This window comes from Actinophytocola xanthii (genome assembly GCF_001921205.1).
In the GTDB taxonomy this organism is placed as follows: Bacteria; Actinomycetota; Actinomycetes; order Mycobacteriales; family Pseudonocardiaceae; genus Actinophytocola; species Actinophytocola xanthii.
Window position 1 is genome coordinate 89,573 of sequence record NZ_MSIE01000004.1, and the last position, 11,545, is coordinate 101,117.

Genomic DNA, 11,545 nt, shown 5'->3' on the forward strand with positions numbered 1-11,545 from the left:
GTTCCGGTCACCCCGTCGTGGCACCTCGCTGCTGGAGCAGCAGGCGCACGGTCAGCTCCAGCCGCTGGGCGACGTCGCTCGCCGACGCCCGCCGGGTGACCCAGGCGACCAGGTTGGACAGCCAGACGTCGCCGATCACCCTGGCGATCGCGCGGTCCTCGTCGGTCGGCTCACCCTCGTGCAGCGCATGGGTGAACATTCGCTCGATCAGCGAGGCCACGGCGTCCACCTCCGAGGACGCCGAGGCGTCGGCGAACATGAACGCCCGGGTCATCGCCTCGGTCAGGTTCGGGTCGCGCTGCATCGCCCGGGTGATCCGGCCGAGTACGAACAGCAGGCGGTCGTAGGCGGTGTCGCCGGGAATCGGTGCCCGTTCGGTGCGCTCACGGCCGCGCTCCAGCTCGCGGGCCAGCCCGGACACCAGGAGGTGGATCTTGGACGGGAAGTACCGGTACAGCGTGCCCAGCGCCACGTCGGCCTTCTCCGCGACCGCCCGCATCTGCACCGCCTCGAAACCGCCCTTCGCCGCCAGCGCGATCGTGGCGTCCAGGATGCGCTTGCGGCGGTCGCGTTGGGCCGCCGAGCCCAGCTCCTCGTCGGTCAGGACGTTCAGCGCGTTAGCCCCCGAGCTGCGCGGTCGTGCCATTGGTGCGTATCCCCTGTCGGAACGTGTTCCAGCGTCGGGTCGCTAGCTTACCTAACGGCCTCCGGAGTCGTGTGCCTGACGTGTGACGGCTCGGTGACGTCGCGTTGCAGCGCAAAAACTGGAACACGTTCTATACTGACGCGATGTCGATCGCGATCACCGGGGAGCAGCTGGCCATTCAGGACTCCGTGCGGGACGTCTCGGCGCGCGCGGACATGCTGGCCACGGTGCGCGCGCTCGAGCCGGGGGCGGGTGGCGACTGGCGGGGACACTGGGCCGAGCTCGCCGCGCTCGGCCTGTTCGCGATCGCCCTCCCCGAGCGGCTCGGGGGCGCCGGCGGGACACTCGTCGACCAGGCGGCCGCGCTGGAGCAGTCCGCGGAGGGCCTCGTACCCGGGCCCGTGCTGCCGACCGCGCTCACCGCACTGGCCCTGGTCGACACCGCGGCCGAGGACCTCGTACCGCTGCTCGGCGACGGGCGGGCGACCGCCGGCGTGGCACTGGATCCCGGCACCGTGTGGACGGCCGGGGACACCGTCGCCGGCACCGCGGAGGTCGTGCTCGGCGCCCACGGCGACGCCCACCTGCTCCTGCCGGCCCGCACGGGGACCGAGGAGATCGTGTGGGTCCTGCTCCACCCGGGCGAGGCCACCGTGGAACCGCTGCGCCCGCTCGACTTCTCCCGCCCGCTCGCGCGGGTCCGGGTGGACGGTGCGCCGGCGAGACCGCTGCCGGGCAGGGACGTCGGCGGACTCGCCGCCGCCCTCCTCGCCGCCGAGGCGGCCGGGGTCGCCCGGTGGTGCCTGCGCACGGCCGTCGAGTACGCGAAGGTGCGCCAGCAGTTCGGCCGGCCGATCGGCTCGTTCCAGGCGGTGAAGCACCTGTGCGCGGAGATGCTGTGCCGCGCCGAACAGGCCGGCGCACTCGCCTGGGACGCGGCACGGGCCCCCGGCTCGCTGTCCGCGCCGGCCGCACTCGCGCTGGCCCTGGACGCCGCGGTGGCCAACGCGAAGGACTGCGTGCAGGTCCTCGGCGGCATCGGCTTCACCTGGGAGCACGACGCCCACCTGTACCTGCGCCGCGCGCTCGCCGCCCGGCAGCTCGCCGGCGGCTCGGCGCGGTGGCGGCGCCGGGTGGCCGAGCTCGCGCTGGCCGGCGAGCGACGCCGGATCTGGGGCGACGGCGTGCCCGGGCAGGCCGACCCCGAGGAGGAGGCGGTGCGCCGGGACGCCCGCGTGTTCGCGAGCGGCCTGCGCGGGCTGTCCGAACCGGAGCGACGGGTGCGGCTGGCCGACTCGGGTTACCTCATGCCGCACTGGCCGATGCCCTACGGCCTCGACGCGTCGCCGAGGGCTCAGCTGGTGATCGACGAGGAGCTGTCCCGGGCGGGAGTGCGCCGGCCCGACCTGGTGATCGGGGCGTGGGCCGTGCCGACGATCCTGCGGCACGGCACGCTCGAGCAGCGGGAGCGGTTCGTCCTGCCGACGCTGCGTGGAGACCTGCGCTGGTGCCAGCTGTTCAGCGAGCCGGAGGCGGGCTCGGACCTCGCCGCGCTGCGCACCAGGGCCACCCCGGTCGACGGTGGCTGGCGGCTGGACGGGCAGAAGGTGTGGACCTCCGAGGCCACCCGGGCCGACTGGGGGATCTGCCTCGCCCGGACCGATCCGAGCGCCCCGAAGCACGCCGGCATCACCTACTTCCTGGTGGACATGCGCAGTCCCGGGATCACCCTGCGACCACTGCGCGAGATCACCGGCGAGTCCCGGTTCAACGAGGTGTTCCTGGACGGCGTGTTCGTGCCGGAGGACTGCGTGGTCGGACGGGTGAACGGCGGGTGGCGGCTCGCCAGGGCCACGCTCGCCGACGAGCGGGTCGCGCTGGGCGCCGGCTCCTCGCTGGGTGACGGTGTCGAGCGGCTGCTCGAGCTGGCGGCGGCGCGCGAGCTCACCGAGGGGGACCGGGAGCGGCTCGGGACGCTGGTGGCACAGGGCCTGTCGGTGTCCCTCGTGGACCTGCGGGAGACGCTGCGCCGGCTCGGCGGACGCGACCCTGGACCCGGGTCGAGCGTTCGCAAGCTGGTCGGCGTGCGGCAGCGGCAGGACGTGGCCGAGGCCGAGGTCGAGCTGCTCGGTCCGGCCGGCGCGGCCCTGGACGACGGCGCCGAGACCTACCTGCACGAGCTCCTGCTGACCCGGTGCCTGTCCATTGCCGGCGGCACCACCCAGGTGCTGCTCAACCTCGTCGCCGAGCGGATTCTCGGCCTGCCGAGGGAGAAGTGATGGACTTCGCGTTCGACGAGACCCAGCGGGAGATCGCCACGTTGGCCAGGACCACCCTGCGCCGGGAGTCCGACCAGGACGCCGCGTGGAAGGCACTGGCCCAGGCCGGCCTGTTGTCGCTGGCGGTTCCGGAACGGCTGGGTGGCGACGGGCTCGGCATGGCCGAGGTCGCGGTGCTGCTGGCCGAGGTGGGACGGGTCGCCTCGCCGGTACCGGTGCTCGAGACGTTCGCCCTCGGCGTGCTGCCCGTCCTCGCCCTGGGCACGGGGACCCAACACGAGCAGGTGCTGGCCGAGATCGCCGACGGCAACCGGGTGCTCACCGGCGCACCCCGCGCCGCGGTGACGGTGACCGGCCGGGGGACGCTCTCCGGTCGGGCGGCCGGGGTCCGACACGCCGCGCGCGCACACCGGATCCTGGTCCCGGTGGCGGACCTGCTGTTCCTGGTGGACCCGTCGGCCGACGGGGTACGGCTCGTCCCGACCTACTCCTCCGCCGGCGCTCCCGAGTGGACAGTCGGGCTGACGGAGGTGGCCGCCGAGCCCCTCGGGGAGGCGGGAGCGGCCGCCCACCTGCACCGGTTCGCCCTGGCGGGCGCGTGCGTGCTCGGGTCCGGTCTGGTCTCCGGCGCGCTGGAGCTGACCGCGGCGCACGTGCGCACCCGCGAGCAGTTCGGCCGGCCGCTGGCCACGTTCCAGGCGGTGGCCCAGCAGATCGCCGACGTCTACGTCGCGGCGCGGACACTGCACCTCGCGGCGTGGTCGGCCTGCTCCCAGGCCGGCGAGGAGGACCTCGAGGTGGCCGGGTACTGGCTCACCGAGGAGGCGCCGGCGGCCCTGCACACGTGTCACCACCTGCACGGCGGCCTCGGCGTGGACGCGGCCTACCCGCTGCACCGCTACTACTCGGCGGTCAGGGACCTCGTCCGGTTCGTCGGCGGCGCCGAGCACCGGCTGGCCGGGCTCGGCGCCAGGATCGCGGAGGCGGGATGAACCTCGAACTCACCGCCGACCAGCATGCCCTCGCCGAGGAGCTGCGCGAGTACTTCGCCGGGTTGCTCTCGCCCGCCGAGCGCGAGGCGATGCTGACCGAACGGCATGGGGGGACCTACCGCGCGCTGGTGCGCCGGATGGGGCGCGACGGCCGGCTGGGGGTCGGCTGGCCCCGCGAGTACGGCGGGCTCGGGTTCGGCCCGGTCGAGCAGCAGATCTTCGTCAACGAGGCAGCCCGGGCGGACGTGCCGCTGCCCTATGTGACGCTGCAGACCGTCGGGCCCACCCTGCAGGCCTACGGGACGCCGGCCCAGAAGGAGCTGTTCCTGCCGCGGATCCTCGCCGGGGAGATCCACTTCGCGATCGGGTACACCGAGCCCGAGGCCGGAACCGACCTGGCCTCGCTGCGCACGACGGCCACCCGCACCGGCGACGGGTACGTGGTCAACGGGCAGAAGATCTTCACCACCGGCGCGCACGACGCGGACTACGTGTGGCTGGCCTGCCGCACCGACCCGGACGCGCCGCGGCACAAGGGGATCTCGATCCTCGTCGTCGACACCCGGGACCCGGGGTTCAGCTGGACGCCGATCATCACCTGCGACGGCGCGCACCACGTGAACGCCACCTACTACTCCGAGGTCCGGGTGCCGGCGGACATGCTGGTGGGTGAGGAGAACGGGGGCTGGCGGCTGATCACCACCCAGCTCAACCACGAGCGGGTCATGCTCGGCCCGGCCGGCCGGACAGCCGCGCTGTACCAGCGGGTCCTGACCTGGGCGCGGGCGCGGGACCTGCTGGACCGGCCCGACGTGCGTCGCGCGCTGGCCAGGACGTTCGCCGTGCTGCGGGTCAACGAGCTGCTGAACTGGCAGGTCGCCTCGGCCGGTGGGACGGTGTCGGTCGCCGACGCGTCGGCGACGAAGGTGTTCTCCTCCGAGCGGTTGCAGTGGATCGGCCGCGTGCTCGAGGAGGTCGTCGACGCCCACGGCGACCCGGCCGACCCGGAGACCGACGCGCTGCGGCGCTGGCTGGACGTGCAGGCGAAGCGGAACCTGGTGCTCACCTTCGGCGGAGGGGTGAACGAGATCCAGCGCGAGCTGATCGCGACGGCCGGGCTCGGCCTGCCCAGGGTGCCGCGATGACCGATATCGAACAGGCGGCGAGGGAGGTGACCGCCCGGGGGGAGTCCGCGCGGCGCCGGGGCCGGGACCCGGTGAACCTGCCCATGATCCACAACTGGGTCGAGGCGATCGGCGACCGGAACCCGGTCTACACCGACGCGTCGTTCCCCTCCGTACACGGCGGAATCGTCGCGCCGCCGGCGATGGCGCAGGTGTGGACGATGTACGGGCTGCACGGAACCCGTCCGAGCGACGATCCGCTTGGCGCCATGGTGGGTGTGCTCGACGATGCGGGCTACACCTCGGTCGTGGCCACCGACTGCGACCAGACCTACCATCGCTATCTCCGTCCTGGTGAGACGGTCGAGGTGGCTTCGCGGCTGGAGAGCGTGATCGGTCCGAAGCGGACGGCGCTGGGTGAGGGCTGGTTCGTCACCACCCGCAGCACCTGGTACGTCGGCGACGAGCCGGTCGTGGAGATGTCCTTCCGTGTCCTCAAGTTCCGGCCCAAACCAGCGGCACCCGCGGCGACGCCGACGATCCGGCCGCAGGTCGGACGGGATACGGCCTTCTTCTGGGCCGGCACCGCGCTGGGCGAGCTGCGCATCCAGCGGTGCGGCACCTGCGGTCGACTGCGGCACCCGCCGGGGCCGATGTGCCCCGGGTGTGGCGGGACCGAGCAGGAGTACGTCGTCGCGTCGGGCCTCGGCGAGGTGTACAGCTTCGTGGTGCACCACCACCCGCCGGTTCCCGGCCGCACGCTGCCGTTCGTCGTCGCGCTCGTGGAACTGGAGGAGGGGGTGCGGATGCTCGCGGAGCTGGTGGACCTGTCGCCGGAGGCGGTGCGGGTCGGGCTGCCGGTGGTGGTCGGGTTCCACCGGGTGGACGACGAGCTGGCGATGCCGGTGTGGCGGGTCCGGTGAGCGGAACGGAGGTGGGCACTCGACTGCCGGAGCTGGTGATCACGGCGACGCCGACGTTCGTGGTGAGCACGGCCATCGCCACGCGTGACTTCCAGGACGTACACCACGACCCGGAGCTGGCGCGGGCGCGGGGGTCGAAGGACATCTTCCTCAACATCCTGACCGACACCGGGCTGGTGCAGCGTTTCGTGACCGACTGGACGGGGCCGGACGCAACCGTCCGGCGGATCGCGATCCGCCTCGGTGTTCCGTGCTATGCCAACGACACGCTGACCTTCAGTGGACAGGTCGTCTCGCGGACCGAGGTGTCCGACGGGGTGTCCCTGGTGGTCGAGGTGGTTGGGCGGAACAGCCTCGGCGACCACCTCAGCGGCTCGGTCACGGTGGTCGTATGACCGTCTCGGGGGCGGCGTCGATCGCCGGGATCGGGGCGACGGAGTTCTCGAAGGACTCGGGGCGAAGCGAGCTTCGGTTGGCCGCCGAGGCGTGCCGGGCGGCGCTCGACGACGCCGGGCTGACAGCGTCCGATGTGGATGGAATGGTGACGTTCACGATGGACGCCAACGCGGAGATCGCGGTGGCGCGTGAGCTCGGTGTGCCGTCGTTGCGGTTCTTCAGCCGCATCCCCTACGGCGGCGGGGCGGCCTGTGCCGTGGTGCAGCAGGCGGTGTTGGCCGTGGCGACGGGGACGGCGTCGGTCGTGCTGTGCTATCGGGCGTTCAACGAGCGGTCCGGTAACAGGTTCGGGCGGGTGCAGGCGGCCGCCGCCGGCCAGCCGACGTCCGGTGGGGTGGACAACAGCTGGCACTACCCGATGGGGTTGGTCACGCCGGCGGCCACCGTTGCGATGTTCGCCCGGCGGTACATGCACGAGTTCGGGGCGACCAGTGAGGACTTCGGACGGGTCGCGGTGGTCGACCGGCGCGCTGCGGCGACCAACCCGGCGGCGTGGTTCCACGGCCGGCCGATCAGCCTCGCCGACCACCAGGCCTCCCGCTGGATCGCGGAGCCGTTGCGGTTGTTGGACTGTTGCCAGGAGAGCGACGGGGCGGTCGCGCTGCTGGTGACCTCGACCGAGCGGGCGCGGGACCTACGGCAGCGGCCCGCGGTGGTCTCGGCGGCGGCACAGGGCAGCGGGACCGACCAGTACACGATGAACAGCTACTACCGGGAGGACCTGGTGGGGCTGCCGGAGATGGGGTTGGTGGCGCGGCAGCTGTGGGCGCAGTCGGGGATCGGGCCGGAGGACGTGTCGGTGGCGGTGCTCTACGACCACTTCACGCCGTTCGTCCTGGTGCAGTTGGAGGAGCTGGGGTTCTGTGGGCGTGGGGAGGCGCGGCACCTCGTCGCCGACGGGGTGTTGGAGCTGGACGGCGCGCTGCCGCTGAACCCGCATGGCGGGCAGTTGGGTGAGGCGTACATCCACGGCATGAACGGGATCGCCGAGGCGGTCCGGCAGGTCCGCGGGACGGCGGTCAACCAGGTCGGCGGGGTGGAGAACGTGCTCGTGACCGCGGGGACCGGCGTGCCGACCAGCGGGCTGGTGCTGACCCCACCCTGACGCCGTCAGCGGCGCAGGGAGCGGATGACGCGGGCCGGGTTCCCCGCGGCCAGGACCCCGGGCGGGAGGTCCCGGGTCACCACGCTCCCGGCGCCGACCACGGTGCTGTCGCCGACCGTCACGCCGGCGCAGACGATCACGCCACCACCGAACCACACGTTGTCGCCGACGACGATGGGCTCGGCTCGTTCCCACCGTTCGCGGCGCATCTCGTGGTCCTCGAGCGGATGTAGCGCGGTCAGCAGCTGGGCCCTCGGGCCGATCGACACGTCGTCCCCGATCGTGATGGGGGCGCAGTCCATGAGGATCGCGTCGTAGTTGAGGAAGCTGTTCGACCCGAGGCGGACCAGGTAGCCGTAGTCGCACTGGAAGCGGGGCATGACCCAGGAGCCGTCGCCGATGTCGCCCAGGAGCGCGCGCAGGATCTCCCGGCGCTCCTGCTCCGCGGTCGCCGGAGTGGCGTTGAAGGTGTCGAGGAGCGACTGACAGCGCCGGCGCTCGGCGACGAGCACCGGGTCGCTGTCCTTGTACCACTCACCGCGCAGCATGCGGTCGCGTTGATCACTCATGTGCCAATCCAACCGGAACCGCGCCGAGCGCGAAGGGGTGGCCGGGCCCCCTGGCACCCGGCCACCCACCTCCACCCCTCGCTACAGCAGCGACACCGCCTTGGCCAGGCCCGGGTCCCGGCCGGCGGACAGGTCGGCCGCGGTCATTGGCGCGTAGTGGTCGGGGGCGACGCCGATCGTGTTCACGATCTCCTTGTTGGCGGCGATCTCGTGGCGCTCCGGCAGCATCAGTCCGCTTCCGTTGTCCAGCAGGTACGCCGCGCCCGGACCGGACACCGCGCCGGCGGTGCGAGTGCCGACCAGCGTGCCCAGCTTCAGGTCCTTCACCGCGCTGGAGAACGAGTCGCAGGCCGACGCGCAGCGGCGGTCGGTGAGCGCGACGAACGGCAGGTTCAGCAGCTCGACCGAGTCGTCGGTCCGGTTGGGCCGGCACCTTTCCCGAACGTCGCACCAGTAGCTGGTGATCTTGCCGTGGGCCAGCGCGCCGGTCAGTGTCGCGACCGCCGCCGGGCTGCCGCCGCCGTTGCCGCGCAGGTCCAGGACCACGCCGCGCAGGTTGGTCTGCTCGCGCAGGTCGGCGATCGCAGCGAGCACCTGGTCGGCGAGCTGCGGCTCGAACCCGGGCAGGCTGACGTAGGCGACGTTCCCGTCCACCAGGCGGGACTCCACCACCCGCCGCGTGTTCTGGTAGCGGTCCACGGTCGCGGTGACGGTGAACGTCGCGCCGGTCACCGGGCGGCGCACGGTGAACGTTGCCGTCGTGCCGGGGTCGCCGGTGGTGAGGTAGCTCAGCACGCCCTCGTTGAACACCCCGTTGACGAACAGCGGGACGTCGTTGACCGCCAGGAGCTCGTCACCCAGGCGCAGGCCGGCCTTCGCGACCGGGCTGTCCGCGATGATCCGGTCGATGTAGGCCGGTTCGTCGGCCACCGGGTCGATGTCGCCGGGGCCGACGATCACCGACAGGCCCAGGCCGTACAGGTTCGGGACGCGCTTGTAGATCCACCGGGCGTGGTTGTCGTCGAGTGCCTCGACCATGCCCTCGATCGCGGCCGTCGCGATGGCCGCCCGCGCCTCGTCGTCCGGCAACGCCCGGGCGATCCGCTGGTAGACGGCCTTGAACGCGGTCCAGTCCGCGTCCTTGCGGCCGGTCAACGCGGGCAGCGTCGCGCCGGGCTGGTCGAGCTGTCCGCGTTGCAGCTCCTGGGTGAGCGCCGCGAACGCCGGCACCAACAGCGTCCGGCTGTCGAGCACCGGTCCGCTGTAGTAGTTGTCGAAGATGCAGTGGTACACCTGCTCGACCGTCGTCGCGGTCGGCGGCGAGGGCGTGGGCGGCGGCGGCACCCCCGGGTCGGGCTTCGTGCAGGTCGCCGCGCCGCGGTTGCCCGTCCCGGCGGCGCCGGCCGTGCTGACCCCGGCACCGACCAGGGTCGTCGCCACGGCGAGCACCATGGCCGCGCCGGCGAACGAACGCCATCTCCTTCTCACAGTGGATCCCCTTGCTGTCGCTGGTGTTGGACAGGGCGAGTTCTACGCACGGTGCGGTTTCGGCAGGGTTTCGATGCCGATGAGACCCCGCCGAAACCGGCGGGCGGCGATACTGGCGCGCGTGCGGGTACTGGTGGTCGAGGACGACGAGGAGCTGGCGCACACGGTGGCGACCGGGCTGCGGCGTGCGCACCTGGCTGTCGACGTGGCGCTCGACGGCGCCGACGGGCTGATGCGCGCGCTGTGCACCGACTACGACGTGATCGTGCTGGACCGGGACCTGCCCGGCACGCACGGGGACGACGTGTGCGCGGAGCTGGTCGCGGCCGGGTGCCGCGGCCGGATCCTGATGCTCACCGCGGCGGCGACGACCGAGGACCTGGTGGACGGGCTCGGCCTCGGCGCGGACGACTACCTGCCCAAGCCGTTCGACTTCCGGGCGCTCGTCGCCCGGGTTGGCGCGCTCGCCCGGCGGGCGCATCCCGCGGCGCCCCCGGTGCTGCGGCACGGCGATCTGGTCGTCGACACCGGCCGACGGCGGGCGAGCCGGGGCGAGCGCCAGCTCGAGCTCGCACCGAAGGAGTTCGGTGTCCTCGAGCTGCTGCTCGCCGCGCGCGGCCGGGCGGTGTCGGCCGAGGAGCTGCTGGAACGAGTGTGGGACGAGGCCGCGGACCCGTTCACCAACGCCGTCAAGATCACGGTCAGCCGGCTGCGCACCAAGCTCGGCGACCCGCCGGTCATCGAGACCGTGGCCAGGAGCGGGTACCGGATCTGATGGGCCCGCTCGGCACGTTCGCCGCCCGGCACCTGCCACGCCGCACGGTGCGGCTCCGGCTGACGCTGCTGTGCGGCGGGCTGTTCCTGCTCTGCGGCGCCGCGCTGCTGCCGCTCACCTACCTCCTGGTGCGTGGCGCGGTGGCGCCGGTGCCCGGCACGCCGCTGTTCGACTACCCCCTCCCGCGGAAGCGCCCGAGACCACCGGACGAGCCACTGCCGCCGTTCGGTGGCGAGGCGAGGGACGAGGCGAAGGAGATCGTCGGGGAGGCCGAGCAGGCACTGATCGCGCAGCGGGAGGACCTGCTGGACGAGTTGCTGGCCCAGTCCTGGACCGCGCTCGCCGTGCTGCTGGTGCTCGCGCTCGCGCTCGGTTGGTGGCTCGCCGGCCGGATCCTCCGCAGGCTGCGCACGATCACCGCTGCCGCGCGGGACATCTCGGCGACGAACCTGCACCGGCGTCTCGCGCTGGCCGGCCCGGACGACGAGCTGAAGGAGCTCGGTGACACGTTCGACGAGCTGCTGGGCCGGCTCGAATCGTCGTTCCAGGCACAGCGCCAGTTCGTGGCCAACGCCTCGCACGAGCTGCGCACACCGCTGGCCAGGCAGCGCGCGATCGGACAGGTGGCGCTCGACGACCCGGACGCGACCGTCGCCTCGCTGCGTTCGGCCCACGAGCGGATCCTGGCCGCGGGTGCCCAGCAGGAACGGCTCATCGAGGCCATGCTGACCCTTACCCGGGGCCAGGTGGGTATCGACGTGCGGCATCCCTTCGACCTCGCGGAGGTGGTCAGCGAGGTCGTCGAGGTGCGCCGGGCGCCGGAGGTGACGTTGCGTTCCTCGATCCGGCCCTGCCCGGTGTCCGGGCACCGCCCGCTCGCCGAGCGGCTGGTGGTGAACCTGGTGGACAACGCGATCCAGCACAACGAGCCGGACGGGTGGGTCGAGGTGTCCTGCGGAGCCGGGGTCCTGACGGTGACCAACACCGGTCCGGTGGTTCCGGGCGACGCGGTCCGGCGGCTGTTCGAGCCGTTCCAGCGGCTCGGCGGGACCAGGACCGGACAGGGGCTCGGTCTCGGCCTGTCGATCGTGCGGGCCGTCGCGACGGCTCATGACGCCCGGGTACACGCCCTGCCCAGACCGGGCGGCGGTCTGGTCGTCACCGTCACGTTCCCGCGGGTGCGGTAGC

General features: G+C 72.8%; 11 protein-coding genes. 8 read left to right on the forward strand and 3 right to left on the reverse strand.

The genetic code is table 11. The features are described from left to right. Positions 1-7: 7 nt before the first annotated feature. On the reverse strand, positions 8-646 hold the full coding sequence (gene kstR, locus BU204_RS03495; RefSeq protein WP_075124059.1) for a cholesterol catabolism transcriptional regulator KstR: 639 nt from the start codon (positions 644-646) through the stop codon (positions 8-10). A 143-nt stretch (positions 647-789) separates the two neighbouring features. Here kstR and BU204_RS03500 point away from each other — a divergent pair, with 143 nt between their 5' ends. Genes BU204_RS03500 through BU204_RS03525 form a run of 6 tightly spaced genes read left to right on the forward strand, consistent with a single transcriptional unit; the run spans position 790 to position 7,525 of the window. Beyond that, positions 790-2,925 carry an acyl-CoA dehydrogenase gene (locus BU204_RS03500; RefSeq protein ID WP_075124060.1) on the forward strand — a complete coding sequence of 712 codons (2,136 nt, stop codon included), beginning with the start codon at positions 790-792 and terminating at the stop codon, positions 2,923-2,925. After that, a complete protein-coding gene (locus BU204_RS03505) occupies positions 2,925-3,917 on the forward strand; it encodes an acyl-CoA dehydrogenase family protein (RefSeq protein ID WP_075124061.1) in 993 nt (330 codons plus the stop codon). The genes BU204_RS03500 and BU204_RS03505 overlap by 1 nt, the downstream gene beginning before the upstream one ends. Continuing rightward, complete coding sequence (locus BU204_RS03510; RefSeq protein ID WP_075124062.1) at positions 3,914-5,062, forward strand: acyl-CoA dehydrogenase family protein; 1,149 nt, start codon at positions 3,914-3,916, stop codon at positions 5,060-5,062. Before BU204_RS03505 ends, BU204_RS03510 begins: the two co-directional genes overlap by 4 nt. Further along, positions 5,059-5,964 carry a bifunctional MaoC family dehydratase N-terminal/OB-fold nucleic acid binding domain-containing protein gene (locus BU204_RS03515; protein ID WP_075124063.1) on the forward strand — a complete coding sequence of 302 codons (906 nt, stop codon included), beginning with the start codon at positions 5,059-5,061 and terminating at the stop codon, positions 5,962-5,964. Before BU204_RS03510 ends, BU204_RS03515 begins: the two co-directional genes overlap by 4 nt. Continuing rightward, positions 5,961-6,359 (forward strand): MaoC family dehydratase, encoded by a 399-nt coding sequence (locus BU204_RS03520; RefSeq protein ID WP_408607980.1) that lies wholly within the window; start codon positions 5,961-5,963, stop codon positions 6,357-6,359. Before BU204_RS03515 ends, BU204_RS03520 begins: the two co-directional genes overlap by 4 nt. Further along, entirely contained in the window at positions 6,356-7,525 is a 1,170-nt protein-coding gene (locus BU204_RS03525) for a lipid-transfer protein (protein WP_075124065.1), read from the forward strand. The genes BU204_RS03520 and BU204_RS03525 overlap by 4 nt, the downstream gene beginning before the upstream one ends. Before the next feature lie 5 nt (positions 7,526-7,530). On the opposite strand, the gene BU204_RS03530 is transcribed toward BU204_RS03525, so the two are convergent. Beyond that, positions 7,531-8,094 carry a sugar O-acetyltransferase gene (locus BU204_RS03530; protein WP_075124066.1) on the reverse strand — a complete coding sequence of 188 codons (564 nt, stop codon included), beginning with the start codon at positions 8,092-8,094 and terminating at the stop codon, positions 7,531-7,533. Positions 8,095-8,175: 81 nt separating this feature from the next. Further along, positions 8,176-9,582 (reverse strand): S41 family peptidase, encoded by a 1,407-nt coding sequence (locus BU204_RS03535; RefSeq protein WP_143229289.1) that lies wholly within the window; start codon positions 9,580-9,582, stop codon positions 8,176-8,178. 121 nt (positions 9,583-9,703) lie between these two features. Between BU204_RS03535 and BU204_RS03540 the strand changes: the two genes are divergently transcribed. Both BU204_RS03540 and BU204_RS03545 read left to right on the forward strand, forming a co-directional pair. Next, the gene (locus tag BU204_RS03540; RefSeq protein WP_075124068.1) at positions 9,704-10,357 is read left to right on the forward strand and encodes a response regulator transcription factor; all 654 of its coding nucleotides are present in this window, start codon (positions 9,704-9,706) and stop codon (positions 10,355-10,357) included. Further along, complete coding sequence (locus BU204_RS03545) at positions 10,357-11,544, forward strand: sensor histidine kinase (RefSeq protein WP_075124069.1); 1,188 nt, start codon at positions 10,357-10,359, stop codon at positions 11,542-11,544. Before BU204_RS03540 ends, BU204_RS03545 begins: the two co-directional genes overlap by 1 nt. Position 11,545: the final 1 nt, after the last annotated feature.

What these genes read in the sequence shown, in the direction of transcription:
- kstR (WP_075124059.1), bottom strand. Translation starts at nt 646, where the DNA reads ATGGCACGACCGCGCAGCTCGGGGGCTAACGCGCTGAACGTCCTGACC.
- BU204_RS03500 (WP_075124060.1), top strand. Translation starts at nt 790, where the DNA reads ATGTCGATCGCGATCACCGGGGAGCAGCTGGCCATTCAGGACTCCGTG.
- BU204_RS03505 (WP_075124061.1), top strand. Translation starts at nt 2,925, where the DNA reads ATGGACTTCGCGTTCGACGAGACCCAGCGGGAGATCGCCACGTTGGCC.
- BU204_RS03510 (WP_075124062.1), top strand. Translation starts at nt 3,914, where the DNA reads ATGAACCTCGAACTCACCGCCGACCAGCATGCCCTCGCCGAGGAGCTG.
- BU204_RS03515 (WP_075124063.1), top strand. Translation starts at nt 5,059, where the DNA reads ATGACCGATATCGAACAGGCGGCGAGGGAGGTGACCGCCCGGGGGGAG.
- BU204_RS03525 (WP_075124065.1), top strand. Translation starts at nt 6,356, where the DNA reads ATGACCGTCTCGGGGGCGGCGTCGATCGCCGGGATCGGGGCGACGGAG.
- BU204_RS03530 (WP_075124066.1), bottom strand. Translation starts at nt 8,094, where the DNA reads ATGAGTGATCAACGCGACCGCATGCTGCGCGGTGAGTGGTACAAGGAC.
- BU204_RS03545 (WP_075124069.1), top strand. Translation starts at nt 10,357, where the DNA reads ATGGGCCCGCTCGGCACGTTCGCCGCCCGGCACCTGCCACGCCGCACG.